Source organism: Streptomyces sp. NPDC007929, assembly GCF_042959065.1.
Taxonomy (GTDB): domain Bacteria; phylum Actinomycetota; class Actinomycetes; order Streptomycetales; family Streptomycetaceae; genus Streptomyces.
This window is the reverse complement of sequence record NZ_JBIBKD010000001.1, coordinates 393,101-418,411: the sequence shown is the minus strand read 5'-3', so window position 1 is coordinate 418,411 and position 25,311 is coordinate 393,101. Positions and strand designations below refer to the sequence as shown.

Annotated in this window: 22 protein-coding genes; 11 read left to right on the top strand and 11 right to left on the bottom strand. The window is 72.5% G+C overall.

Features of this window, described 5'->3' with window-relative positions; translation table 11 throughout:
* The first annotated feature begins 30 nt into the window (after positions 1-30).
* Entirely contained in the window at positions 31-4,011 is a 3,981-nt protein-coding gene (locus tag ACFZDE_RS01910; protein ID WP_391196502.1) for a glycosyl hydrolase, read from the top strand.
* On the opposite strand, the gene ACFZDE_RS01905 is transcribed toward ACFZDE_RS01910, so the two are convergent.
* From ACFZDE_RS01905 to ACFZDE_RS01895, 3 genes are all read right to left on the bottom strand, one after another.
* Positions 4,008-5,021: a substrate-binding domain-containing protein gene (locus ACFZDE_RS01905; protein ID WP_391196500.1), complete on the bottom strand. Its 1,014-nt coding sequence runs from the start codon at positions 5,019-5,021 to the stop codon at positions 4,008-4,010. The genes ACFZDE_RS01910 and ACFZDE_RS01905 overlap by 4 nt on opposite strands.
* Positions 5,022-5,134: 113 nt before the next feature.
* Positions 5,135-5,914, bottom strand: coding sequence for a carbonic anhydrase (locus ACFZDE_RS01900; RefSeq protein WP_391196497.1), 780 nt, complete (start codon positions 5,912-5,914; stop codon positions 5,135-5,137).
* A 258-nt stretch (positions 5,915-6,172) separates the two neighbouring features.
* Positions 6,173-6,604, bottom strand: coding sequence for a MerR family DNA-binding protein (locus tag ACFZDE_RS01895; protein WP_390991220.1), 432 nt, complete (start codon positions 6,602-6,604; stop codon positions 6,173-6,175).
* Between the two features lie 99 nt (positions 6,605-6,703).
* On the opposite strand from ACFZDE_RS01895, the gene ACFZDE_RS01890 reads away from it, so the two are divergent.
* The 3 genes from ACFZDE_RS01890 to ACFZDE_RS01880 are packed head-to-tail and all read left to right on the top strand — an operon-like array spanning position 6,704 to position 9,396.
* A complete protein-coding gene (locus ACFZDE_RS01890) occupies positions 6,704-7,555 on the top strand; it encodes a methyltransferase domain-containing protein (RefSeq protein ID WP_391196494.1) in 852 nt (283 codons plus the stop codon).
* Between the two features lie 51 nt (positions 7,556-7,606).
* Positions 7,607-8,317, top strand: coding sequence for a ThuA domain-containing protein (locus tag ACFZDE_RS01885; protein ID WP_391196493.1), 711 nt, complete (start codon positions 7,607-7,609; stop codon positions 8,315-8,317).
* On the top strand, positions 8,287-9,396 hold the full coding sequence (locus tag ACFZDE_RS01880; protein ID WP_391196489.1) for a Gfo/Idh/MocA family oxidoreductase: 1,110 nt from the start codon (positions 8,287-8,289) through the stop codon (positions 9,394-9,396). The genes ACFZDE_RS01885 and ACFZDE_RS01880 overlap by 31 nt, the downstream gene beginning before the upstream one ends.
* A gap of 2 nt (positions 9,397-9,398) precedes the next feature.
* Here the strand turns inward: ACFZDE_RS01880 and ACFZDE_RS01875 are convergent, their stop codons facing one another.
* A complete protein-coding gene (locus ACFZDE_RS01875; protein ID WP_390991232.1) occupies positions 9,399-10,877 on the bottom strand; it encodes a glutamate--cysteine ligase in 1,479 nt (492 codons plus the stop codon).
* Positions 10,878-11,017: 140 nt separating this feature from the next.
* Here ACFZDE_RS01875 and ACFZDE_RS01870 point away from each other — a divergent pair, with 140 nt between their 5' ends.
* The 3 genes from ACFZDE_RS01870 to ACFZDE_RS01860 all read left to right on the top strand — a co-directional run bounded on the left by ACFZDE_RS01870 (position 11,018) and on the right by ACFZDE_RS01860 (position 13,956).
* Positions 11,018-12,217: an MFS transporter gene (locus tag ACFZDE_RS01870; RefSeq protein ID WP_391196486.1), complete on the top strand. Its 1,200-nt coding sequence runs from the start codon at positions 11,018-11,020 to the stop codon at positions 12,215-12,217.
* A 68-nt stretch (positions 12,218-12,285) separates the two neighbouring features.
* A complete protein-coding gene (locus tag ACFZDE_RS01865; RefSeq protein ID WP_391196484.1) occupies positions 12,286-13,164 on the top strand; it encodes an SDR family oxidoreductase in 879 nt (292 codons plus the stop codon).
* 63 nt (positions 13,165-13,227) lie between these two features.
* Positions 13,228-13,956 carry a maleylpyruvate isomerase family mycothiol-dependent enzyme gene (locus ACFZDE_RS01860; protein WP_391196481.1) on the top strand — a complete coding sequence of 243 codons (729 nt, stop codon included), beginning with the start codon at positions 13,228-13,230 and terminating at the stop codon, positions 13,954-13,956.
* 18 nt (positions 13,957-13,974) lie between these two features.
* Here the strand turns inward: ACFZDE_RS01860 and ACFZDE_RS01855 are convergent, their stop codons facing one another.
* On the bottom strand, positions 13,975-14,367 hold the full coding sequence (locus ACFZDE_RS01855; protein ID WP_390991240.1) for a MarR family transcriptional regulator: 393 nt from the start codon (positions 14,365-14,367) through the stop codon (positions 13,975-13,977).
* Between the two features lie 87 nt (positions 14,368-14,454).
* On the opposite strand from ACFZDE_RS01855, the gene ACFZDE_RS01850 reads away from it, so the two are divergent.
* Positions 14,455-15,939 carry an MFS transporter gene (locus tag ACFZDE_RS01850; RefSeq protein ID WP_390991243.1) on the top strand — a complete coding sequence of 495 codons (1,485 nt, stop codon included), beginning with the start codon at positions 14,455-14,457 and terminating at the stop codon, positions 15,937-15,939.
* 80 nt (positions 15,940-16,019) lie between these two features.
* Positions 16,020-16,304, top strand: coding sequence for a DUF6332 family protein (locus tag ACFZDE_RS01845; RefSeq protein WP_390991246.1), 285 nt, complete (start codon positions 16,020-16,022; stop codon positions 16,302-16,304).
* On the opposite strand, the gene ACFZDE_RS01840 is transcribed toward ACFZDE_RS01845, so the two are convergent.
* The 3 genes from ACFZDE_RS01840 to ACFZDE_RS01830 all read right to left on the bottom strand — a co-directional run bounded on the left by ACFZDE_RS01840 (position 16,265) and on the right by ACFZDE_RS01830 (position 18,962).
* Positions 16,265-16,930, bottom strand: a complete 666-nt coding sequence (locus ACFZDE_RS01840; protein ID WP_391196478.1) for a response regulator — start codon at positions 16,928-16,930, stop codon at positions 16,265-16,267. The genes ACFZDE_RS01845 and ACFZDE_RS01840 overlap by 40 nt on opposite strands.
* Positions 16,927-18,171 carry a histidine kinase gene (locus ACFZDE_RS01835; RefSeq protein WP_390991251.1) on the bottom strand — a complete coding sequence of 415 codons (1,245 nt, stop codon included), beginning with the start codon at positions 18,169-18,171 and terminating at the stop codon, positions 16,927-16,929. The genes ACFZDE_RS01840 and ACFZDE_RS01835 overlap by 4 nt, the downstream gene beginning before the upstream one ends.
* An 83-nt stretch (positions 18,172-18,254) precedes the next feature.
* Positions 18,255-18,962, bottom strand: coding sequence for a WHG domain-containing protein (locus ACFZDE_RS01830; RefSeq protein ID WP_391196475.1), 708 nt, complete (start codon positions 18,960-18,962; stop codon positions 18,255-18,257).
* A 171-nt stretch (positions 18,963-19,133) separates the two neighbouring features.
* Here ACFZDE_RS01830 and ACFZDE_RS01825 point away from each other — a divergent pair, with 171 nt between their 5' ends.
* Positions 19,134-19,583 carry a nitroreductase family deazaflavin-dependent oxidoreductase gene (locus tag ACFZDE_RS01825; RefSeq protein ID WP_391196472.1) on the top strand — a complete coding sequence of 150 codons (450 nt, stop codon included), beginning with the start codon at positions 19,134-19,136 and terminating at the stop codon, positions 19,581-19,583.
* Here ACFZDE_RS01825 and ACFZDE_RS01820 read toward each other — a convergent pair.
* The gene (locus ACFZDE_RS01820; RefSeq protein WP_391196469.1) at positions 19,567-20,808 is read right to left on the bottom strand and encodes a geranylgeranyl reductase family protein; all 1,242 of its coding nucleotides are present in this window, start codon (positions 20,806-20,808) and stop codon (positions 19,567-19,569) included. The two genes, ACFZDE_RS01825 and ACFZDE_RS01820, sit on opposite strands and share 17 nt — an antisense overlap.
* Positions 20,809-20,998: 190 nt before the next feature.
* Here ACFZDE_RS01820 and ACFZDE_RS01815 point away from each other — a divergent pair, with 190 nt between their 5' ends.
* Positions 20,999-22,354: a M20/M25/M40 family metallo-hydrolase gene (locus ACFZDE_RS01815; protein WP_391196466.1), complete on the top strand. Its 1,356-nt coding sequence runs from the start codon at positions 20,999-21,001 to the stop codon at positions 22,352-22,354.
* A gap of 74 nt (positions 22,355-22,428) precedes the next feature.
* Here ACFZDE_RS01815 and ACFZDE_RS01810 read toward each other — a convergent pair whose 3' ends face one another.
* Entirely contained in the window at positions 22,429-23,730 is a 1,302-nt protein-coding gene (locus tag ACFZDE_RS01810; RefSeq protein ID WP_391197425.1) for an RICIN domain-containing protein, read from the bottom strand.
* A 101-nt stretch (positions 23,731-23,831) separates the two neighbouring features.
* Complete coding sequence (locus ACFZDE_RS01805; RefSeq protein ID WP_391196464.1) at positions 23,832-25,262, bottom strand: endo-1,4-beta-xylanase; 1,431 nt, start codon at positions 25,260-25,262, stop codon at positions 23,832-23,834.
* Between the last annotated feature and the right edge of the window lie 49 nt (positions 25,263-25,311).

Sequence of the window (25,311 nt, the reverse complement as noted above, 5' to 3'; positions counted from 1 at the left end):
TAAAACGTTTTTAGGGGAAGGACCGCGTCCGTGCTCTCCCCCACGCTCCGGCAGCTGTTCGAGAACCCGCCCCGTGACTTCGGCCCCACACCGCTGTGGTGGTGGTCGGGGGCGAAGGTCACCCGTGAGCGACTCGCCTGGCAGTTGCGGGCGTTCGCCGAGGGCGGTGTGCACAACCTCGTGGTCATCAACCTGGCCCCGGCCGGACCGGCGTTCGGTGCCCGGGCCGACGATCCGGCGTGGTTCGGCGAGGAGTGGTGGGCCCGGTTCACCGACACCTGCGAGATCGCCGCGGAACTGGGCACGCGCCTGTGGTTCTACGACCAGATCGGCTTCTCCGGGGCCAATGTGCAGGGCGGTGTGACACGGCGTCATCCCGGCGCGGCCGGACTCTCGCTGCGCTGCCGCTCCTCGGAGATCTCCCGCGGCGCGGTGCCCCTGGGTGATGCCGAGCGGGCGCTGGCCGCGTACTCCCGGCGGAGCGGGCGTCGCCTCGGCCTCACCCCGGACGGGGGCGTCGCGGCCGCCGACGGCACCGAGGTGCTGCTGGTCAGCACGGTCCCGACGGCGTTCGACTATCTGGACCCGCACGCCGTGGGCCTGTTGATGGACACCGTCCACCACGAGTACGACCGGCGCGTACCGGAGTTCCTCGGCACGGTCGTCGCGGGCAGCTTCCAGGACGAACTGCCCGCGACGAACGCCTGGAGCCACCGCTTCGCCGAGGAGTTCCGCACCCGGCGCGGCTACGACCTGCTCGACCATCTGCCCGCCCTGTTCGGCACGGACGCGGGTGTCCCGGAGGGGAAGGTGCGCGCCGACTACTACGCGGTCCGCGCGGAACTCGCCGAGGAGGCCCTGTTCCGCCCGTTGTCCGACTGGCACCGCGAGCGCGGGCTGCTGCTGGGCAGCGACCAGAGCCATCCGGCCCGGGCGGGCTACCCGGCCCAGTCCACACAGCTCTACACCGACTACTTCCGCACCCACCGCTGGTACGGAGCGGCCGGCAGCGACCATCACGGCGACGCCAAGGTGCACTCCTCCCTGGCCCATCTGTACGGCCACGAGCGGGTCTGGATCGAGGCGTTCCACTCCTCCGGCTGGGGCGGCACGCTGGAGGACACCTACCACTGGCTGCTGCCGTTCCTGCGCAGCGGGGCCAACCTGTACAACCCGCACGCCAGTTACTTCGGCACCGCGGGCGGCTGGTTCGAGTGGGCCCCGCCCTCGACCGACTGGCGCCAGCCCTACTGGAAGCAGTACCCGGCGTTCTCCCGGGCCGTGGCGCGGATCTGCTCGATCATGTCCTGGGGCGGCTACGCGGCGGACGTCGCGGTGCTGCACCCGACGGCGACCATGCAGGCCCTCGTCCCGCTGGACGCGCCGATACGGCACTTCGGCGACGCCCGGCTGGGAGACGGGCACGCCGAGGCCGACGAGACCCAGCGCCACCACCTGGACCTGTGCGGCACCAACAACTGGCTCGGTCCGCACGTGGGCGCCCTGGACCGGCTCGGGATCTCCTTCGACGTCATCGACGACGACTCCGTCCGGCGCGCCGAGGTCACCGGCGGCGCCCTGCGGATCGGGGGCCTGGCGTACCGCGCCGTGCTGTTGCCGTCGGCGAGTGTGCTGGAGGAGGGGACGGCGCGCCGGCTGGCCGAACTGCTGGACGTGGGAGGGCGGGTGGTCGCGGTGGGCCGTCCACCGGCGACGGCCGCGGGCCGCTCGGGTGACGACACCGCCGTGGCGGCCCTGCGTGCCCACCCCCGGCTGCTGCGGGTCCGCGATCCGGCGGCCGGGGCGGCGGCGGCGGCCGACCCGCCGGGGTACGCGACGGCCGAGGTGCCGCTGCTCGTGCGGCGGCAGGGGGACGAGGCGGTGGCGCTGGTCGTGGCGGCGTTCCCGGAGATCGGCACGCACCCGCTGCGGCCCGGTATCGCGGCGGATCCCGTCGGCACGGCCCACGTCACGGTCCGGGCCGCCGTCGCCGAGGCGGAGGTGTGGAACCCGGCGACCGGCTCCCGCGAACCGGCGCGCGTCACGGTCGCCGACGGCGGCGCCGTCTCGACGCTGGAGGTGCGGATGGAGGCGGCGCCGGCGGTGCTGGTCGTGTGGCGCGAGGGCGGGCCCGGGCCGGCACGGGGCTGCGACGCGGCCGGCAGCGGGACGGCGTACGGCGCGTCGTCACCCGGCCGCACGGCCGGTCGCGTGCTCGATGTGTCGGCCGGCTGGTACGGCAGGCTGGTGCCCACCATGGACAACACCTGGGGCGACGTCGCGCTGCCCGCGGGCGCCTCCGTGGACGAGCCGCAGATCTGGACCATGGAGTGGACCGAGGGCGAGGTGTGGCAACAGGCCCGGGCCACGTACGGCAACCGGGTCCGGATCCTGCCCCCACTGCCGGTGGATGAGGTTCCCGCTCCGTTGGACGGTGACCGCGTGGAGCGGGTCCTGGCCGGTGAGCTGCCCCTCGTGCCGTCCGGCGCGGGCTGGGACGTCGGGGTGTACTCGGCGAGCCGTGGCCTCCTGGATCAGGGTGGTCTGCTGGGCACGAAGGGTCTGGTGAACGAGGAGTTCGTACGGGTTCCCGTGCCGGTCACCGGCAGGGCCGCCCGGGTCCGGGCGATCGTGGAGACCGATGGCCGGGGGCCCGCGGAGCTGCATGTCGGTGCCGAGGCCCGCAAGCGGGTGTGGTGGAACGGCGAGCTCCTGGAGCCGGACGGCCCCGGGTACCTGGCCTCGGCCCCGGTCGTGGTGGGCCGCGACCGGAACGTGCTGGAGTACGAACTCTCCGACGCCCAGGACCGGCCCTCGGCCATCTCGGCGACCGCCGGTACACCGCTCGGCAGCTTCTTCTGTCTGACCGGGCCGGGCGGACTCGGGCCGCGTCCCCGCTTCATGCGCCTGCCGGACGGGGTGCGGCCGGACGGCCCGGTCACCTACCGGGCGCGGCTGCGGATCCCGGACCAGGGCGCGCGGGCGGTGCTCGTCGTGGGTGCCGCGTCGGCGCTGACGGTCCTGCTCGACGGGGAGGTCGTGGCCCGGCAGGAGAAGGTGGAGTACTACGAGGCGGACTGGGGTGCCGTCCCGCAGTTCTTCCGCCATGAACCGGAGCTCGGGGCGGGCGATCACACCCTGGAGGTGGTGTCCGACGAGGCCCGGGACGCCGTGTTCGTGGACCTGGCGGCGTGGGCGGGATCCGCTGTGACGGCCCTGGTCAGCGGCGCCGGGTGGGAGGCCGGGGCGGGTGACCGGCGGGTGCTGACCGTCGAGGACGAGCGCAGGCGGGGCGAGTTGCGACACTGCCACGCCGCGGTCCGGGCGCATCCGCTGCCGGACACCGCGTGGCTGACCGGGCGGCCGGTGCTCGTCACCGGCGGCGGCACCGTCTGGCCTGCCCGGTCCACCGACGATGTCCGCCCCTGCCCGCAGCGCTTCCGGTTCACGGCGCCGCCCGGCACGCTCTCGCTCGACCTGCCCCTGGCACTCCACGCGCGCGTGCGCGTCGGCAACGGCACGGAACAAGCCGTACATGACGGTCATCTGACGCTCCATCAGCCTCTGGACCGGCCCACCGTGGTCGACGTGGCCACCGGGCCCACGGCGGTACTGCGGGGCGGTTCGGCCTGGACCGGGCCCGTGCGGGTGGGGACCGTGCCCGCGCCGCTGCCGCTGGGTGACTGGCGTGGGCTGGGGCTGGGCAGTTGGAGCGGGGGCGTCACCTACACGCGGGCGGTGGAGGTGCCGGCCGGTGCCGATCCCGTTCTGGACTTCGGGCGAGTGCGGGGCAGCGTGGAGGTGTGGGTGGACGGGGAGTTCGCCGGGGAGGCGTTCTGCGCGCCGTACCGCTTCCCGTTGCGCGGTGTCGCCGGGCGCGAGGTCCGGCTGGAGGTCACCGTCCGGGGAACCCTGGCGCCGCACCTGGCGGAGTCCACGCCGACCGCGTGGGCTTTTCCGTCCCAGCTGTCCACCGGGCTGTGGGGGCCCGTGGTCCTGCGGTTCGGCTAGCCGGTCGCCCGGGTCGAGTCGCGCAGCACGAGGGTGGGGGCGAAGACGCGGGTTTCGTGGAGGTGGTCGGCGCGGGCCTCGATCTCGTCCAGGAGCATCTCGACCGCCGCCCGGCCCAGGTCCTCTACCGGCTGCCGGACCGTCGTCAGGGTCGTCGCCCCGAAGGTCGCGACGTCGAGGTCGCCGTAGCCGACGACCCGCACGTCCTCGGGGACGCGCACGCCGCGTTCGGTCAGCCCCCGGCACAGTCCGGCCGCGAGGAAGTCGTTGGTGCAGAACACCCCGTCGGGCAGGTCTCTCAGCCCGCGGGCGATCTCCGTGCCGCAGGCGACGGTCATCCGCTCGGCGACGACCTGGCCGAGCCGTGCCTCGCGGCGGCTGCGCACGGCCTGCCGGGCGCCCTGGTAGCGGTCGGCGCACTGGCGTATGCCCCGCTCGCCGTTGACGACGAGGATGTCGCGGGCGCCGCTGTCGAGGAGGTGCTGTACGGCGATGCGGCCGCCGGTGATGTCGTCGACGGACACCGAGCAGCCCTCACGGTCCGGCATCGCGCGGTCGGCCAGGACGAGCGGGATGCCCCGCTCGCGCAGCCGGGCGAGCCGGCCGGGGTCGGCGCCGAGCGGCACCACGACCACACCGACGGCGCGTTGCTCGACGAGCATGCCGAAGTACCCCTGCTCCCGCTCGGGGGCGTCCCCGCTGTGGCACAGGACGAGGGAGTAGCCGTGGTCGTACGCGGCGTCGGCGGCGCCCCGGGCGATGCGCGCGTAGAAGGAGTTGGTGATGTCGGGCAGGACCAGCCCGATGGCACAGGCGCGACCCGTGCGCAGGCCGGAGGCGCCCGGGTGGGGGACGTAGTCGAGCGCGGCGACGGCGACGCGGACGCGTTCGGCGGTCCGCGGGTTGACGCGTTCGGGCCGGTTGAGCACGTTCGACACCGTGGACACCGAGACGCCGGCGGCGGCAGCGACGTCCTGGATGCGGGCGGGGCGTACCGGAACGGGGTCCACCCCCCTCGCTGTTGCAGCCGTGCGACCAGGCACGACGGTGGTTTTCGCGGGCGGCAGAAGTATAACGTGACCGGGCGTGGAACGTTTTTCCCGCCCGGTCCCCCACGTCACGGTCAGGCGGCGGGCGCCCCGTTGAGGACTTCCACCCGGCCGGTGTCGAGCGAGTAGTAGGCGCTGACGACGGCCAGTTCGCCCTTCCTCACCAGCGGGGCGAGGTCCCTGTTGGTCCGCAGATCGGCGGCCGTCTGGTTGCTGTGGATCCGAACCATGGCGTCGACCGGGTCGGCGTGCTTGCCCCTGAGGGTCTCACGGTAGGCGGGGCGCAGGGCTTCGGCGATCGACTGGAGATTGCCGGGCAGCGGCTTGTCGTCCTTCAGGGCCTTGTAGGCGGCCTTGACGGCACCGCAGCGCTGGTGGCCGAGGACCACGATCAGCGGGGTGCCGGACGTCATCGGTCCGTACTCCACGGAGCCGACGACGACGGGTTCCACGACCTGCCCGCCGGTCCGCATGACGAACAGGTCGCCGAGTCCGGTGTCGAAGACGAGCTCCGGCGGTACGCGGGAGTCGATGCAGGAGAGGATGACGCCGTACGGCTCCTGCTCCTGGGCGACGAACTGACGCCGCCTCGGGTCGCGGTCGGGGTGCTGGAGCTTGCCGTCCACCCAGCGCTTGTTGCCCTCCATCAGCCGCGCGAAGGCGGACCAGGGCGAGTTCGGTCGCGCGGCGTTCGCGGCGGGGGCCGTCGAGGGTCTGCCCGTGGCTGCGGCTCCCCCGGCCGAGGCCTTCCCCGCGTCGGCGTTCGATCCCGAGCAGGCGGTGAGCGCGGCGGCGGTGGCGGCCAGCCCACCGGTGAGTATGGCCCTGCGCTTCGGTGACCCCGTGGTGCTCATGTGGCGTTCCCCTTCCGTCTCCCGCGGTGTTCGCGCGGAGACCGTGGCAACCCCGCCGGCCTGGTGGAGGCGGGGTGATGCCACTGTCGCGGGGGGCGGGTTAGCGCCCGTACAGCGCTCGTGAAGGGCAGGGCAAGGGCTGCTCCAAAACGCGGGGAGTGACCCGCCGCGGACGCCGGGTCGTCCTCGCCCCCTCGTCAGGCGGTGAACTCCCTCCGCCGTCCGGCAAGCCCCGCGAGAGGCCCGTCCCGCTGTCTCTCAGACACGCCCCGGAGGCCGCCGTGCCGGTGTCGCCACACTCCCGGACGCCGCCGCCGCGATCAGTCGGCGGAAGGTGGGGCACTCCTGGTGGCTCGGCGCCGGGCAGGCGGCGGCGTGTCGCAAGGAGTCCCGCAGGGCGCCCAGTTCGCGTATCGTGCGGTCCAGTTCGTCCGCCTTGGCGGAGAGCATGTCCCGGTCGATGCGCGGGCGCCCGTCCGGCGCGAACATCCCCGCGATCTCGTCGAGCGAGAAGCCGGCCGTCCGCCCCAGCGCGATCAGCGCCAGCCGATCCAGCACCCCGGGGTCGTACTGACGGCGCAGGCCGCGCCGGCCGGTGGAGGAGATCAGTCCCTTCTCCTCGTAGAACCGCAGGGTCGAGGCGGGCACTCTGGCGCGGTGCGCCACCTCGGCTATGTCCAGGTCTGTCATTGTCTTGACCTCAAGTCGACTTGAAGTAGAACGCTGTCATCCCGTCCTGGCCAAGGCAAGACGACGGCAAGACGACCGCAAGCAGAGGGAGATACGACGATGAATGCCTCGCACAGCTCCGGTGACGAGCAGGCCGCCCGCTGGAACGGGCCCTCGGGCCACGCCTGGGTGGATCTCCAGAGCCTGCTGAACGACATGTTCAGGCCGATCGAGGAACTGCTCGTCGACGCCGTGGCGGCCGAGCACGCGGCCAGTGTGCTGGACGTCGGCTGCGGCACCGGCAGCGTCACCCGGGCCATCGCCCGCCAGGTCGGGCACTGCGTGGGAGTCGACATCTCCGGCCCGATGATCGAGGAGGCCCGGGCGCGGGCGGAGCAGGAGGGCGTACCGGCGTCCTTCGTCCTGGCCGACGCGCAGGAGTACGCCTTCGAACCCGCCGCCTTCGACGCCGTCGTCTCGCGGTTCGGCGTCATGTTCTTCCACGACCCCGTGCGGGCCTTCGCCAATCTGCGCAGCACGGTGAAGGACGGGGCGGGGCTGCGCTGCGTCGTGTGGCGAGGGCCGGAGGAGAACCCGTTCATGACGACGGCGGAGCGCGCCGCGGCCCCCGTGCTGCCGGAGCTTCCCGCCCGCCGGCCGGACCAGCCGGGCCAGTTCGCCTTCGCGGACCCGGAGCGGGTGCACCGCATCCTGGCGGAGAGCGGCTGGGCCGGCGCCACCCTTGAGCCGGTGGACGTGGTCTGCACCCTGCCCGAGAAGGAACTCGTCACCTACTTCACCCGGCTCGGTCCCCTCGGCACGGTCCTGCCCGGCGCCGACGAGCGGACCCGGGCGGAGATCGTCGAGGTGGTCCGGCCCGCCTTCGATCCGTTCGTGCAGGGCGCGGACGTCCGTTTCACCGCGGCCTGCTGGCTGGTCTCGGCGCGGGCCGGCGCCGCGAAACTTTCGTGAGGTCCGGCCCTCTTTTCCGATCGCGGGCGTCCGGCGCATAGTGAGATCACGATGACGCAGAAGAGAGCCCTGGTGGTCCGAGGCGGCTGGGAAGGACATCAGCCGGTCGAGGCCACGGAACTGTTCCTGCCCTTCCTCCGGGACAACGGATACGCGGTCCGGGTCGAGGAGTCGACCGAGATCTACGCGGATGCCGCCGAACTGGCCCGCACGGATCTGATCGTGCAGTGCGTGACGATGTCGGAGATCACGCGCGACCAGCTGGCGGGGCTGAGCTCCGCGGTCGTGGCCGGGACCGGCCTCACCGGCTGGCACGGCGGCATCGCCGACTCCTTCCGGGCTTCCTCGGACTATCTCCACCTGGTGGGCGGTCAGTTCGCCACTCACCCCGGCAAGGAGCCGTGCGAGCGGCGGGGCGGCGCGGACGACAACTTCCTGCCCCACACCATCTCCCTCACCGAGGCCGGCCGGGAGCACCCGATCACGGCCGGTATCGAGGACTTCGCGCTGGACACCGAGCAGTACTGGGTGCTCCACGACGACCTGATCGAGGTCCTGGCCACCACCACGCATCCCGTCCGGCCGTGGGAGCCCTGGCACCGCCCGGTCACCTCACCGGCGGTCTGGACCCGCCGGTGGGGCGCCGGGCGGATCGTGGTGAGCACGCCGGGGCACAGCGTCGACGTGCTGAAGAACCCCCAGGTCCGCACCATTGTCGAGAGGGGCATGCTGTGGGCGACGCGCACCGCGTCGGGATCGTAGGGCTCGGCGTCATCTCCCGCGCCTACCTGGACACGCTCATCGGCCGTCCCGGCGTACGCGTCACCGCGGTCGCCGACCTCGACGCCTCCCGGTCGGCGACGGCCGCCGCCGAACTGCCCGGCGCCCGGGCCCTGACGGTCGAGGAGCTGCTGAGCAGCCCGGACGTGGACACGGTGCTGAACCTGACCACGCCGGCCGCCCACGCGGAGATAGCCCTCGGGGCGATCCGGCACGGCAAGAACGTGTACGGGGAGAAGCCGCTGGCCGCCGGCCTGGAGGACGCCCGGGCCGTGCTGGAGGCCGCCGCGAAGGCGGGCACCGGTGTCGGCTGCGCCCCGGACACCGTGCTGGGCACGGGAGTTCAGACCGCGCGGGCGGCGGTGGAGGCCGGGAGCATCGGCCGCCCCCAGTTCGCCACGGCCGTGATGGTCACCCCGGGCCACGAACGCTGGCACCCCCACCCCGACTTCTACTACACGGACGGCGGCGGCCCGCTGCTGGACATGGGGCCGTACTACCTCTCGTCCCTGGTGCACCTGCTGGGGCCGGTGCGTGCCGTGACCGGCGCGGCCGGGCGGCTGCGCGACGAGCGGGTCATCGGGTCCGGACCGCGCGCCGGCGAGCGCATCCCGGTCGAGGTGGACAGCCATGTCACCGGGGTGCTGGAGCACGTGAACGGGACGCTGACGACGCTCACGACGAGCTTCGACGGGGTGGCCACCACGGCCGCGCCCATCGAGGTGCACGGCGAGAGCGGCACCCTGTCGGTCCCCGACCCCAACCACTTCGACGGGGAGGTGCGCCTCCACGCGCTCGGCGACACCGGCTGGCGGACCCTCGCCACCTCGGCGGGTTACGCGGAGGGCGCGCGCGGCGTCGGCCTGCTCGACCTCCTCACCGCGGACGAGCGGCGGGCACCGCGCGCGAGCGGTGAACTGGCGTTGCACGTGCTGGAGGCGATGACCGCTCTGTTGCGTTCGGCGGCCGAGGGGCGGCGGATCGAACTGACCACGACGGCCGAGGTGCCCGCACCCGTGCCCCTGACGGCTGCCGCGCGTTGGCGCGGCCTGCCGGGCTGAGGTCAGTCCACGGGCCAGGTGTGCGCGGGCGCGTTCATGTGCATGTAGTCCATGTACGTCCTGGTCATCTGCCGCAGGGCCTCGCGGCGGTCGGAGATGCCGGCCTTCTCCAGGTGACGCACCATCTCCGCCTGCCACGTGGCGCCGTTGCGGCCGCTGACGCAGCGCTGCTCGATGATGCCCAGCAGGGGTTCGCGCCACGCGGCGTCCATGCCGGTCAGCTCCAGGCCCTTGTGGGCCAGGGGCAGCAGCCGCCGCAACACCAGTTCCGTGACCGGCACTTCGCCCACTCCGGGCCAGTACAGGCGGGCGTCGATGCCGTCGCGGGCCGCGGTGTGCAGGTTCTCCTCGGCGACCGAGAAGGACATCCGTGTCCACACCGGCCGGTCCTCGTCGACCAGGGCGCGGGTCAGTCCGTAGTAGAAGGCGCCGTTGGCGATGATGTCGGCCACGGTGGGACCGGCGGGCAGCACGCGGTTCTCGATGCGCAGATGCGGGCCGCTGTCGGTGACGGCGTAGATGGGGCGGTTCCACCGGTAGATCGTGCCGTTGTGCAGGGTCAGCTCGCCCAGCTGGGGGACGCCGCCGCTGTCCAGCTCCTTCTGCGGGTCCTCGTCCTCGCACAGCGGCAGCAGGGCCGGGAAGTAGCGCACGTTCTCCTCGAAGAGGTCGAAGACGCTGGTGATCCAGCGCTCCCCGAACCACACCCGGGGCCGTACGCCCTGGGCCTTGATCTCCTCGGGGCGGGTGTCGGTGGCCTGCTCGAACAGGGGGATGCGGGTCTCGCGCCACAGCTCCTTGCCGAACAGGAAGGGCGAGTTCGCCGCGAGGGCGATCTGCACGCCCGCGATGGCCTGGGCCGCGTTCCAGTAGTGCGGGAACTCCTTGGGGGCGACCTGGAGATGGAACTGGGTGCTGGTGCAGGCGGCCTCGGGCGTGATGGTGTCGGCGTACGTCGACAGGCGTTCCACCCCGTCGACCTTGATCCGCAGGTCCTCGCCGCGGGCCGCGAAGATCTGCTCGTTGAGCAGCCGGTAGCGCGGGTCGCCGGAGAGGGCGGAACCACTGACGTCCGACTCGCCCAGGGTCGGCAGGATACCGACCATGATCAGGTGCGCGCCCACCGCGGCGGCGCCGTCCTCGGCGTGGTTGAGGGCGTCGCGGATCGCCTGCTCCCAGGCGCCCGGGCCGCCGGTCGTGAGCAGCCTGGGCGGGATGTTGATCTCCAGGTTGAAGCGGCCCAGCTCGCTGGACCAGGCGGGGTCGGCGATCGCCTGGAGCACGTCGGTGTTGCGCATCGCGGGCAGCCCGGCGTCGTCCACGAGGTTGAGCTCGATCTCCAGCCCGACCTGAGGGCGCTCGCTCTCGAAGCCCGACTCGCTGAGCATCCGGGCGAGGACCTCGAGGTCGGTGTGCATCTTCTCGCGGTACCGACGGCGGTCCTCCCGGGTGAACACCAGGGCCGGCACGTCACGTCCCATGTGCCCTCCTGCGCTCCTGCGGCGGCTGTGTCCGCTCCTCGGCGATGGGTCTCGTCCCAGAGTCGCACCTTGTCCTCGCCTCCGCACCCACCTAGCCTGACTTTGTGCCGCGAATAAACAAAACCCGATCGCACAAGGACGTGCCGGGTGACAGCAGCTCCCTGACCCGACTCCGCATCGCCCTGACCGTCTTCTTCGCCCTCGACGGCTTCGTCTTCGCCGGCTGGGTCGTGCGCATCCCCGCCATCAAGGCGCAGATCGGCGCCTCCGCCAGCGCCCTCGGCCTCGCCCTGCTGGGCGTCTCCGCCGGGGCCGTGGTCACCATGACCCTCACCGGCCGCCTGTGCCGCCGCTACGGGAACCACCAGGTCACCGTCGTCTGCGCGGTGCTGCTCTCGCTCTGTGTGGCCCTGCCCCCGCTGACCCACTCGGCGCTCGCGCTGGGCCTCGTCCTGCTGCTCTTCGGGGCCGCGTACGGCGGGATCAACGTCGCCTTCAACAGCGCGGCCGTCGAACTCGTGGCGGCGCTGCGCAGGCCGGTCATGCCGAGCTTCCACGCGGCGTTCAGCCTGGGCGGCATGGCCGGGGCGGGGCTCGGCGCCCTGGTCGCGGGAGTCCTGTCCCCCACGCGGCACCTGCTGCTGCTCACGCTCGTCGGCCTGCTCGTCACCGCGGCGGTGGGCCCCGTCCTCCTGCGGCACGAACCGCCGGCGCCTCCGGAGCGGGACGTTCCCGCCGCGGGAGCCCGGCGCCGACCGGACGGCCGCACCCGGGCGCTGGTGATCGTCTTCGGCCTGATCGCGGGGTGCACCGCGTACGGCGAGGGGGCGCTGGCCGACTGGGGCGCCCTGCATCTCGAACAGGACCTGCGCGCCTCGGCGGGTGCCGCGGCCGTGGGCTACTCCTGCTTCGCACTCGCCATGACGGTGGGGCGACTGTCCGGCACGACGCTCCTGGAGCGCCTGGGGCAGACCCGGACCGTCGTGGCCGGCGGCACCACCGCGGCGGCCGGCATGCTGCTCGGCGCCCTCGCCCCCGCTCTCTGGGCGGCCCTCCTCGGCTACGCGATCACCGGCCTCGGCCTCGCGAACCTCTTCCCGGTGGCCGTGGAGCGGGCCGGGGCCCTCGCCGGCCCCGACGGCGTCGCCACGGCCTCCACCCTGGGCTACGGGGGGATGCTCCTCGGCCCGCCGGCGATCGGCTTCATGGCCGACTGGTTCTCCCTGCCGGCCGCTCTGACCAGCGTGGCGGTCCTGGCGGCGGTGGCGGCGGCCGTAGGGGCGCTGGTGGGCACGGCCGGAGACCGGGAGACGGTCCACCGCCAGGGGGTATGCCGGTGATCCTGGGTACCCGTGGCCACGCCCGGTGTGATCACCGGGCCCTAGGCCGTGGACGAGGAGGCAGACCCGTGACCGAACAGCAGCACCCCGGAGAGCAGCACCCGACCCCGGAGTTTCCCTCCCAGGACCAGCCGCATCCGGGCTGGACGGGCCCGATGGACCCGCCGCCGGACCACGGCGAGGACTCCTACCGGGGCAGTGGCCGGCTGGCCGGTCGCAAGGCCGTGATCACCGGCGGGGACTCCGGGATCGGCCGCGCGGTCGCCCTGGCGTTCGCCCGCGAGGGAGCCGATGTGCTGTTCACCCATCTGGATGACGAGAAGGACGACGCCGCCGAGACGGCCCGGCTCGTCGAGGAGGCCGGCCGGAGCGCCGTGCCGGTCGTGTGCGACGTACGGGAGGAGGAGAACTGCAAGGCGCTGATCGACCGCGCCGTGGCGGAGTTCGGCCGGATCGACGTCCTGGTGAACAACGCGGCGTACCAGATGTCGCAGCCGGACGGCATCGAGGCGATCACCACCGAGCAGTTCGACCGGGTGCTGCGCACGAACCTGTACGGGATGTTCTGGCTGTGCAAGCTGGCCCTGCCGCACATCCCGCAGGGCGGCAGCATCATCAACTCCACGTCGGTGCAGGCGTACAAGCCCAGTCCGCACCTGCTGGACTACGCGACGACGAAGGGCGCGATCGTCACGTTCACGCAGGGGCTGGCGCAGATGCTGATCGACAAGGGCATCCGCGTCAACGCGGTGGCGCCGGGCCCGGTGTGGACGCCGCTGATCCCGGCGACCCTGCCGGACACGAAGACGTTCGGCGAGCAGGCCCCCATCGGACGGCCCGCCCAGCCCGCCGAGATGGCTCCGGCGTATGTCTTCCTGGCCTCGCAGGAGGCGTCGTACATCACCGCGGAGATCGTCAACGCGACGGGCGGGACGCCCCTGCCGTAGCGCCGGGACGGGCGCCGGAAAACCCTGGACGTCGAGAGCGCTCCATGGGGCAGACTCGGCGCCATGGAGATCGCCGAGTTCATAGAAGCCCTGGAGACGGAAGGCCGGTTGCTGGCCGCGGCGGCCGAGGAGGCCGGGACGGAGACGAAGGTGCCGACCTGCCCCGAGTGGCAGGTACGCGATCTGCTGCGGCACACGGGCGCCGTGCACCGCTGGGCCGCCGGCTTCGTCGCCGAGCGGCTCACCGAGCGCCGCCCGCTGGTCGAGCCCACCGGCCTCGACGGCGCGGAGCTGATCGCCTGGTACCGCGACAGCCACCGCCATCTGGTGTCCACGCTGTCCGCCGCGGCGCCCGACGTGGAGTGCTTCGCCTTCCTGCCCGCCCCGTCCCCGCTGGCCTTCTGGGCCCGGCGGCAGGCACACGAGACGGCGGTGCACCGGGTCGACGCCCAGTCCGCTCGCGGTGGCGCCCCGACGGAGGTCACCCCCGAGTTCGCGACCGACGGCATCGACGAACTGCTGCGCGGCTTCCACGCCCGCCCCCGGAGCCGGGTACGCACTCCCGGGCCGCGTGTGCTGCGGATCCGCGCCGAGGACACCGGCGCGGTGTGGACGCTGCGCCTGTCGCCGGAGCCGCCCGTGACCACGCGGGACGACTCCGGTGCGGCGGAGTGCGAACTGGCCGCCCCGGCCGGGCGGTTGTACCTGGCGCTGTGGAACCGGGCGCCGCTGCCGGCCGCCACGGGCGACCAGGCGCTCGCCACGCTGTGGCGGGAGGCGTCGGCGATCTGAGCGGCCCCCGGCGCGCGGTCAGTCGCCGGTGAGCATCCTCGCCAGTACCGCGCGCTGCACGGGAAGCACCTCGCCGTGCAGCGCGCGCCCCTTGGCCGTGAGGCAGACCTTCACGCCACGCCGGTCCTCGGAGCACATGCCGCGCTCGACGAGGCCCTCCTTCTCCAGCCGGGCGATCAGCCGCGACAGCGCGCTCTGGCTGAGGTGGACCCGCTCGGAGATCTCCTGCACGCGGTAGGACGGCGTGCCCTTCGGTGTCCGGCACCCGGCGAGGACGTCGAGCACCTCGAAGTCGCTGGCGCACAGCCCGTGGCCGTGCAGCGCACGGTCGAGCTCGCACTGGGTCCGCGCGTGCAGCGCCAGAATCTCCCGCCACTGTTCCACGAGCGCCTGCTCGGCCTGCTGAGCCATGCGCCGCACCGTAACAGAGAACCGAGATTGTTGCACCCGAATTAAATGCGTTTGCATCTCATGCATACGCATGTAGTGTCCTGGGACATGACCTCTCCGCTCATCTCCCCCACGTCCGAGGTGCGTTGGACGCCGCGGCTGTGGGGCACCCTGCTCGTGCTCTGCGCCGCGATGTTCCTGGACGCCCTGGACGTGTCCATGGTCGGCGTCGCCCTGCCGTCCATCGGCGCCGACCTCGGCCTGTCGACCTCGGCGCTGCAATGGATCGTCAGCGGCTACATCCTGGGTTACGGCGGTCTGCTGCTGCTCGGTGGACGCGCCGCCGACCTGCTGGGCCGCCGCCAGGTCTTCCTGGTCGCCCTCGGCGTCTTCGCGCTCGCCTCGCTGCTCGGCGGGCTCGTCGACTCCGGGCCGCTGCTCATCGCCAGCCGCTTCATCAAGGGCCTGAGCGCGGCCTTCACGGCCCCCGCCGGCCTGTCGATCATCACCACGACGTTTCCCGAGGGCCCGCTGCGCAACCGGGCGCTCTCCATCTACACCACCTGCGCGGCCACCGGCTTCTCCATGGGCCTGGTGCTCTCGGGCCTGCTCACCGAGGCCAGTTGGCGCCTGACCATGCTGCTGCCCGCCCCCATCGCCCTGATCGCGCTCGTCGCCGGTCTGAAGCTGCTGCCGCGCAGCGAACGGGAGAAGGACCACAACGGCTACGACGTCCCCGGCGCCGTCCTCGGCACCGCCTCGATGCTGCTGCTGGTCTTCACCGTCGTCCAGGCACCGGAGGTCGGTTGGGCGTCGGCCCGCACCCTGCTGTCCTTCCTCGCGGTGGCCGCGCTGCTGACGGTGTTCGTCCTGGTGGAGCGGCGCTCGGCGGGACCGTTGATCCGGCTCGGCGTGCTGCGCTCCGGCAGCCAGATCCGCGCCCAGCTCGGCGCGATGGCGTTCTTCGGCTCGTATGTCGGCTTCCAGTTCCTGGCGACGCTCTACATGCAGTCGCTGCTGGGCTGGTCGGCGCTGCACACGGCGCTCGCCTTCCTGCCCGCGGGCGCGCTGGTGGCGGTGTCGTCGACGATGGTGGGCACGATCGTCGACCGGTTCGGCACCCAGCGGCTGATCGCGGGGGGCTTCGCGCTCATGGTTCTCGGATACGGGCTGTTCCTGCGCGTCGACCTGGACCCGGTGTACGCCGCGGTGATCCTGCCGAGCATGCTGCTGATCGGCGCCGCCTGCGCCCTGGTCTTCCCGTCTCTCAACATCCAGGCCACCAACGGCGTCGACGACCACGAGCAGGGCATGGTCTCCGGTCTGCTCAACACCTCCGTCCAGGTCGGCGGAGCGATCTTCCTGGCCGTCGTCACGGCCGTGGTCACCGCGGGTGCCCCCGCGGACCCCACTCCGCAGGCCGTCCTGGACAGCTACCGGCCCGGGTTCATGGTCGCCACGGGCATCGCCGTCGCCGGCCTGCTGATCACCCTCACCGGCCTGCGTCCCCGCCGCGACCGGCCGTCCGGGCCGTCCGTCGTGGTCGCCAAGTCCACCCCCAAGGAGGCGGAGCGCGTCGCCGTGCGCGACTAGCGCGACCCGGGGGGCCGCCTCCGACCGTGCGCCCGGCGGGCTGCCTTGCCCGCCGGGCGCACCCCTGTTTGACTCGCCGTATGACCAGTCACGGGGGACGGCGCAGTCAGGGTGAACGCGACGCGATCACCGTCGAGATCGGGTACGCGCTGTTCAGTGCGGCCTTCGCCGCCGCGGTGGTGTTCGGGGCCGTGGCCGGGCCCGCGCTGCTCTTCGACCTGCCGGGCACGGCCGAGCGCCTGCTGCTGCGCGCCGGTGCGGTGCTCGCGCCGGTCCTCTTCCTCGCGCGGGTCGTCAGTGTCCTGGTCCGCTTCCGGACGGCGGATCAGCCCAGCCAGCCCGGCCGCACCAGCCCCGACTCGTAGGCGAGCACGACCAGTTGGGCCCGGTCGCGGGCGCCGAGCTTCACCATCGTGCGGCTGACGTGGGTCTTCGCGGTGAGCGGGCTGACGACCAGGCGGCGGGCGATCTCCTCGTTGGACAGGCCGATCCCGACCAGCGCCATCACCTCCCGCTCCCGCTCGGTGAGCCGGGCCAGGGCGCCGGCCGCCGCGGGTTCCTTGGAGCGGGACGCGAACTCGGAGATCAGCCGCCGGGTCACGCCCGGTGACAGCAGGGCGTCGCCCGCGACCACCGCCCGGACGGCGCGCAGGAGTTCCTCCGGCTCGGTGTCCTTGACCAGGAAGCCGGAGGCGCCGGAGCGGATCGCCTCGAAGACGTACTCGTCGAGCTCGAACGTGGTGAGCATGACGACCCGGACGTCCTCAAGACGGGGGTCACCGGTGACCTGCCGGGTGGCGGCGAGACCGTCGAGGACGGGCATGCGGATGTCCATCAGGACGACGTCGGGGCGCAGTTCGCGGATACGGCGCACGGCCTCCTCGCCGTCGGCGGCCTCCCCGGCCACCTCGATGTCGGGCTGCGCGTCGAGCAGCGCCCGGAACCCCGCCCTCACCAGTGACTGGTCGTCGGCCAGCAGTACGCGGATCAACGCTCCTCCTGTGTCGGTCCGGGGGACGTGGACGCGGATGCGGTCAGCGGCAGCACGGCGAGCACCCGGAACCCTCCGTCCGGGCGGGGGCCCGCCTCGATGGTGCCACCCAGGGCCGCGGCCCGCTCCCGCATCCCGGCGAGCCCGTTGCCGCTGCCGCCGGCGTCGTCACCGGTCGCGGGTCCGTCGTCGTCCACGCGCAGCCGCAGCACGCCCGCCTCGGACGCGAGGTGCACGCGCGCGTGCCGCGACCCCGAGTGCCGGACGACGTTGGTCAGGGCCTCCTGGACGATCCGGAAGGCGGCCAGGTCGGTGCCGGGCGGGAGACGCGGCGGCTCCCCCTCGACATCCACCGTGAGGCCCGCGCTCCCGGCCTGCTCCACCAGCTCGGGCAGCCGGTCCAGCCCGGGTGCGGGGGCGCGCGGCGCGTCACCGGGGGTGCGCAGGGTGTCGAGCACCTGGCGCACCTCGCCGAGGGCCTCCTTGCTCTGGTCCTTGATCGTGGTGAGGGCCGTGCGGGTCTGCTCGGGGTCGGTGTCGAGGAGGGCGAGGCCGACCCCGGCCTGCACATTGATGACGGAGATGCTGTGGGCGAGGACGTCGTGCAGTTCCCGCGCGATCCGCAGCCGCTCCTCGTCGGCCCGCCGCCGCGCGGCCTCGGCCCGTTCGGCCCGTTCCCGCACCCACTGTTCGCGCCGGACGCGGAACAGCTCCGACACCGCCGCGATCGCCACCACCCAGGTGGCGACCACGATCTCCTCGCCCCAGGAGACGGCTGAGTCACCGGAGGGCGGCAGCCAGCGGAAGAGCCAGTGCGCCACCAGGACGTGTCCGGCCCAGAGCATGCCCATCGCGGCCCATGCCGCCCTGCGGTGCCCGGCGACGATCGCGCTGAAGCAGGCGAGGGCGACGGTGAAGAGCACCGGCCCGTAGGGATACCCGGCCCCGAGGTAGACCATGACGGCGGCCGCCGTGCCGAACACCACGGCCACCGGATACCGCTTCCGCCACAGCAGCAGTCCGCCGGCCACCAGCAGCAGCGCCCTGGCGAAGAGATCCAGCTGCGCCCGCTCGCCCTGCTGCCCGTGGGCGGCGAAGTTCGACCCGGCCAGGACGAACGCGGTCACCAGGACCGTGGACCGCCAGGGCCAGCGCGGCTCGCGCCCCTCCCACCGCTCCCACCAAGCGGGCCCGTGCCGCCACCACCGCGGCGAACCACCCCGCGCACGCTGCTCGTCCATACCGGCCACGCTAGACGCCCCGCTCCCGCGGCCGCGTCACCCCGGCGTGGTGATCAGGCGTACTCCCCGGGAAGTACGCCCGGTCACCGGGCCGGTGGCCACGACGACGCGGGCACCAGCCCGACCCCCCGGGCGAGCTGCCCCACCGCGTGCCGGAAGAACGTCTCCCGGTCCTCCACCACCCGGTTGAACTGGCCGAACAGCTCGAAGCCGACCAGCCCGTACAGCTGGGCCCAGGCCGCGACGAGCGCGGTCACGACGGCCGGGGGGAGGTCGGGGGCGAGATCGGCGGTCATCCGTTCGGCCTCCGGGCGGAGCTCGTCCGCGATGGAGGGGCGGGCGAGCCCTGGGTCCTGGTGGGCGTCGCGGGCGATGCCGATCAGCAGGAGCCCGACGCGGGCGGCGGCCGGGACGGTGGTGTCGGGGGCGGTGTAGCCGGGGACGGGCGAGCCGTAGATCAGCGCGTACTCGTGCGGATGGTCCAGCGCCCAGCGGCGCACCGCCTCGCAGACCGTGGTCCAGCGCTCGAACGGGCCGGCCGCCGGATCGTGCGCGGCCTCGGCGCTCTGCCCGAGGGAGTCGTAGGCGTCGATGATGAGGGCGGTCAGCAGGTCGTCACGGCTGGGGAAGTAGCGGTAGAGCGCGGAGGAGACCATGCCGAGCTCACGGGCCACGGCTCGCAGCGAGAGCCGGGTGGCTCCCTCGGCGGCGAGCTGTCTGCGGGCCTCGTCCTTGATGGCCGCGGTGACTTCGATCCTGGCCCGGGCACGGGCGCCGTGTGCGGTGCTCATGCCGAGCAGTCTCCCATGAAATTGGAGCAGTGCACACAAAAGAGAGCGGCGAACACATTCGAGAGCGATGCTCTTGCTTTGACGTGCGGCCTCGTGCAGACTGACACCAGAGAGAACGAGAGCGGTGCTCTCGCAAGAGCGCACCGCTTCGCCACCACCCGAGGGGACCTCATGTCCACGCACGTCAAGAAGCCCGGCTGGTTCACCAACAACGTCCTCAACCGCTTCGTGGCCTGGCTGACCCGTCGCGGCGTGAGCGTGTGGGGCTCCCGTGTCCTCGCCGTCCGCGGCCGCAAGAGCGGTCAGTGGCGCACCACCCCGGTCAACCTGCTGACCCTGGACGGCAAGGAGTACCTGGTCGCACCGCGCGGCCATGTGCAGTGGACGCACAACATGCGCGCGGCGGGCGGCGGCGAACTGCACCTGGGCAAGCACGTGGACACCTTCACCGCGTCCGAGGTCGCCGACGACGACAAGACCCCGGTCCTGCGCGCCTACCTCAAGCGCTGGAAGGCGGAGGTCGGGATCTTCTTCAACGGCGTCGGCCCCGACTCCCCGGACGACGAGCTGCGCCGCATCGCCCCGGACCACCCCGTCTTCGAGATCACTCGGACGAACTGACCTCCGGGGCCGCGGCGGGACGGCGGTCCAGCGCGGCCAGGGCACGCTGGGCGAGGGGATACGTACGGACGATCTCACCCAGCGACGTCGAGCCCTGCGTGATCTCCTTGAACGCCCGCCACGCCGGGCGCAAGCCCGTCAGCGCCGCGTGGAACAACCCGGGACGGCGCTCGAAGGCCGCGAGCATCCGCTTGCCCACGCTCATCTCCACCCCGAGCCCGGCCTTGACCGCGAAGGCGTAGTTGAGAGCCTGCCGGCGAGTGTCCACGGCGTCGTGCGCCTCGGCGATCCGCACCGCCCACTCCCCCGCCAGCCGGCCGGACCGCAGCGCGAAGGAGATGCCCTCGCGGGTCCACGGCTCCAGCAGCCCCGCGGCGTCACCGCACACCAGCACCCGTCCACGGGAGAGCGGCGAGTCGTCGGCGCGGCAGCGGGTCAAGTGCCCCGAGGAGATGCTCGGTTCGAAGCCCGCGAGGCCGAGCCGGCCGACGAACTCCTCCAAGTACCGCTTGGTGGCGGCGCCTTCGCCGCGGGCCGAGATCACCCCGACCGTCAGGGTGTCGCCCTTGGGGAAGACCCAGCCGTAACTGCCGGGCATGGGGCCCCAGTCGATGAGCACCCGGCCCTTCCAGTCCTCGGCGACGGTCTCCGGCACCGGGATCTCCGCCTCCAGGCCGAGATCGACCTGGGCGAGCTTGACCCCGACATGCGCCCCTATCCGGCTGGCGCTGCCGTCGGCGCCGACGACGGCCCGGGCGAGGACGACCTCGCCCCCTTGGAGGACCACGGCGACCGTGCGCCGGTCCGGCACCGTCGAGCCGTGCTGCTCGACCCGCTGGACCGTGACACCCGTGCGCAGCTCGGCGCCCGCCTTCTGCGCGTGCTCGACGAGTTGCTGGTCGAACTCGGGCCGGTTGATCAGCCCGAAGAGCATCTGCCGGGAGCGGCGGGTGCGGGTGAAGCGGCCGTTGTTCGAGAAGGTCACCGCGTGCACGCGGTCCCTGAACGGCAGCTCGAAGCCGGGCGGCAGGGCGTCGCGCGAGGGGCCGATGATGCCGCCGCCGCACGTCTTGTACCGCGGCAGTTCGGCCTTCTCCAGCAACAGCACGCGTCTGCCGGCCACTGCCGCCGCGTACGCGGCCGAAGCGCCCGCGGGTCCCGCGCCCACCACGACGACGTCCCACACCTGCCGCGCGTCGTCCGCCGAAGAGTTCTCGCTGCTCACGATGGTCTACTGCTCCCGATCAAGCCGCCTGCCGCTGTCTCCCGCATCCTACGGCGGCGGTCACCGCAGGCCGCTGTGGGAGGATCGGCGACGTGGGTGCCCCTTACACGGGGCCGCGCCCACACCACACGATCACCGCGTACCGAGAGGTACGCACCCGTACAACGTCGCACCCACGAGGAGCGTGCCCATGTCGTCGAATCCGGTCGCCGAGACCGTCGCCTCGCTGATGCCCAGGGCGAAGGAGGAGCTCGCCGAACTGGTGGCCTTCCGGTCGGTGGCGGACTTCGACCAGTTCCCGAGGAACGAGAGCGAGGGCGCCGCCCGCTGGGTGGCGGACGCGCTCGCCGCCGAGGGTTTCCAGGACGTGGCGCTGCTCGACACCCCCGACGGCACGCAGTCGGTCTACGGCTTTCTGCCCGGCCCGCAGGGCGCGAAGACCGTCCTGCTCTACGCCCACTACGACGTGCAGCCGCCGCTGAACGAGGCCGCCTGGACGACCCCGCCGTTCGAGCTGACCGAGCGGGGCGGCCGCTGGTACGGACGCGGGGCCGCCGACTGCAAGGGCGGCCTGATCATGCATCTGCTGGCGCTGCGCGCGCTCAAGGCGAACGGCGGCGTGCCGGTGCATGTGAAGGTGATCGCCGAGGGCTCCGAGGAGATGGGCACCGGCGGTCTGGAGCGGTACGCCGAGGAGCACCCGGAGCTGCTGGCGGCGGACACGATCGTGATCGGCGACGCGGGCAACTTCCGGGTCGGGCTGCCGACCGTCACCTCCACCCTGCGCGGTATGACCATGGTGCGCGTCCAGGTCGACACGCTCGCGGGCAACCTCCACTCGGGTCAGTTCGGCGGTGCCGCTCCCGACGCGCTCGCCGCGCTGATCCGCGTGCTGGACTCGCTGCGCGCCGAGGACGGCTCGACGACCGTCGAGGGGCTCTCCGGTGACGCGGGGTGGGACGGACTCCAGTACGAGGAGGAGCAGTTCCGCCGGGACGCCAAGGTGCTGGACGGCGTCGAGCTGATCGGGTCCGGGACGGTCGCCGACCGCATCTGGGCGCGGCCGGCCGTCACGGTCATCGGCATCGACTGCCCGCCGGTGGTCGGAGCCACCCCGTCCGTGCAGGCGAGCGCCCGGGCCCTGATCAACCTGCGGGTGCCGCCGGGGGTGGACGCGGGCGCGGCGACCAAGCTGCTCCAGGCGCACCTTGAGGCGCACACGCCGTGGGGTGCGCGGGTGAGCACCGAGCAGATCGGCGAGGGCCAGCCGTTCCGCGCCGACACCACCAGTCCGGCGTACCAGGCCATGGCCGCCGCGATGGCGGTCGCCTACCCCGGGCAGGAGATGCAGTACGCGGGGCAGGGCGGTTCGATCCCGCTGTGCAACACACTGGCCGCGCTCTATCCGAGTGCGGAGATCGTGCTCATCGGGCTGAGCGAGCCGGAGGCCCAGATCCACGCGGTGAACGAGAGCGTGTCGCCCGAGGAGCTGGAGCGGCTGTCGGTGGCGGAGGCGCTGTTCCTGCGCACCTACGCGGCGAGCTGACCGCCTCGCCCGCGACGGAAGGCCGACGGGGTGGAGCCGGGGTCGTACCGGCTCCACCCCAGGGTGCGGGTCTGTCACTGGAACTGTGCGAAGAACCTCCAGATCTCTGCCTTCGTCCAGGTGGTGACGCCGCTTTCGCCGGAGGAGCCGTCGACCGGACCGGGTATGTGGCCTCCGTCGAACGCGGCCCACTGCACCGGGTACCCGGCGCGGCAGCCCGAGTAGGTGGTGGTGATGTGCGTTCGGCTGCCCGGTGCGGGTTCGCGCGGGCTCTGGGGGGTGCAGCCGTTGTTGCCGACGAACCTGTCGCGCAGGGACCGTCCTTGCCCGACGCCGAGGACGGAGTCGCTGATGCCGTGGATTCCGAAGTAGGCGATGGGCTGGGTGCCGCCGGCGCACCCGCTGATCTGGGCGCCTGAGATGACCGCGACGGCCCGGAAGACGTTCGCCCGGCTGCACGCGAGTGCGTAGCTCATGCCGCCGCCCCAGCTGAACCCCGTGGCGAAGCGCTGTGCCGGGTCGACACAGAGGCCGCCCTCGATGCGCCGGATCATGTCGTCGACGAAGGTGATGTCCTCACCGCCGGAATTGGCCCAGCCGTTTCCGAGGCCCTGGGGGGCGACGAGGATCGCGGTGTTGTTCGACCGTTCCTGCTGGCCGTAGTAGGACCAGGCGCTTCCGCTCGTGCCGCCCGAGGCGACGTCGCCGGCGGTTCCGCCCCGCCAGTGGAAGGCGAAGATCAGCCGGTAGCGGTGGCTGCTGTCGTAGTCGGCGGGCACCCTGAGGATGAAGCTGCGGCTCTTGCCGCCGCTCTGGATCGTGTGCGTACCGCTCGTCAGGGTCGGAGCGCTGCCGCACGCTCCGCCGCCCCCGGCCTGCAGCTTGACCAGCTGCCACTGCTGGTTGGCGCCGCCCCAGTCGGTGTACTGGACGACGTTGCCGCCGTCGGCGGTCGAGGCGCCCTGCACCTCCACCGCCTTGCCGCTGGTGCGGTTGATCAGCCTGACGTGGCCCGCGTCGGAGTCGGCCAGGCGGAACTGCTGGTTGCCCCCGCCGTGGTCGGCCCACTGCTGGATCGCGGCGCCGTCCGCGGTCGAGGCTCCGGCCACGTCGAGAACCTTGCCCGAATGCCGGGCCTTGAGGCGGTAGAAGCCGCCGCCGGAGTCCACGAACTGCCACTGCTGGTTGGCTCCGTCACCGCGGCTCCACTGGCCGACGCGCGCGCCGTCGGAGGTCGACGAGCCGGAGACGTCCAGCGCCTTGCCGCTGTTGCGATTGACCAGCGCGTACCAGGCGCCGGTGTCCACCGTCGCCGCCTCGGCGGGCGCCGGGCGCACGGCGGTGAGCATGCCGATGGCGAGGGTCGCGGCCACCAGGGCGGCGACCCGGGACCACCAGCGATGTGCCGGCCAAGAGGCGGGCGAAGCCGCGCCGTGGCTCTTCATCGATGCACCCCCTTCGTCTGTGGCGGGTTCCATCAGGTGCGGGCCCAGCGCTGGTTGCCGCTGTTCGAGCAGGAGTAGAGCTGGATCAGGGTGCCGTTGGCGGTGCCGCTCCCGGCGGCGTCGAGGCAGCGGCCGGACTGGACGCCGACGATGGTTCCGTCGGAGTTGAGGCGCCACTTCTGGTTGTCGCCGCCCCAGCAGCTGTAGATCTGGACCTTGGCGCCGTTGCCGGTGCCGGCGGCGTCCAGGCACTTGTTGCCGTAGACCCTGAGCTCGCCGGCGGAGGTGTACGTCCACTGCTGGTTGGTGCCGCCGTGGCAGTCCCACAGCTGGAGCTGGGTGCCGTCGGTGGTGCTGGCGCTGGGCACGTCAAGGCAGCGGCCCGAACCGACGCCCTTGATCGTTTGGCCGTCCGAAGGAGGCGTGGTGGTGCCGCCGTTGAGTGCGTTGAGGACGGCGGTGTAGGCGGGCTTCTTGCTTCCGTTGCCGTTGAACAGCAGCGGCGTCTGCTCCGCTCGCCAGGAGTCGGTGTCGCGCACGCCCCAGACGGTGATGCCGAGGCAGCGCGGGACGGCCAGGCAGTCGTTCGTCACGTTGGCGTAGGTCGTGGCCGAGGCGCCCTGGATGTCGAGTTCGGTGATGGCCACGTCGACGCCGAGGGCGGCGAAGCTCTGCAGGGTGGTGCGGAAGTTGCTGTTGTAGGGGCTGCCGTTGTTGAAGTGCGACTGGAAGCCGACGCAGTCGATCGGGACACCGCGCTGCTTGAAGTCCCGGACCATGGCGTACATCGCCTGGGTCTTGGCCCAGGTCCAGTTCTCGACGTTGTAGTCGTTGTAGCAGAGCTTGGCGGCCGGGTCGGCGGCACGCGCGGTGCGGAAGGCGACCTCGATCCAGTCGTTGCCGGTGCGCTGCAGGTTGGAGTCGCGCCGGGCTCCCGAACCGCCGTCGGCGAAGGCCTCGTTCACGACGTCCCACTGGACGATCTTGCCCTTGTAGTGGGCCATGACGCCCTTGATGTGGTCGATCATCGCCTGGCGCAGGGTGCTGCCGCTGAGGTTCTGCATCCAGCCGGGCTGCTGGGAGTGCCAGGCCAGGGTGTGACCGCGCACCTGCTTGCCGTTCTGCACCGCCCAGTTGTAGACGCGGTCGGCGGCGGAGAAGTTGAACTGGCCCCGCTGCGGTTCGGTGGCGTCGATCTTCATCTCGTTCTCGGCCGTCACCGAGTTGAATTCACGGCCGGCGATCGACGTGTACGCCGAGTCGCCCAGCCTGCCCGAGGCGATGGCGGTGCCGAAGTAGCGGCCGCTCTGCGCCGCCGCGGCGCCGAGGGTGCTCTCGGCGGCGTGTGCGGCCGGTGGCGCGATCAGGGCGGCCACCACACCGAGGGCGCCGGCGACCAGCACCAACAGCAGGCTGCGGATCTTCCGGCGAATGGCCGGTCCGGGAAGGGCGTACGAGCCCATGGCTCTGCCTCCAAAGTAGAGATGGGGGGACCGTCACGCGGCGTCGCGT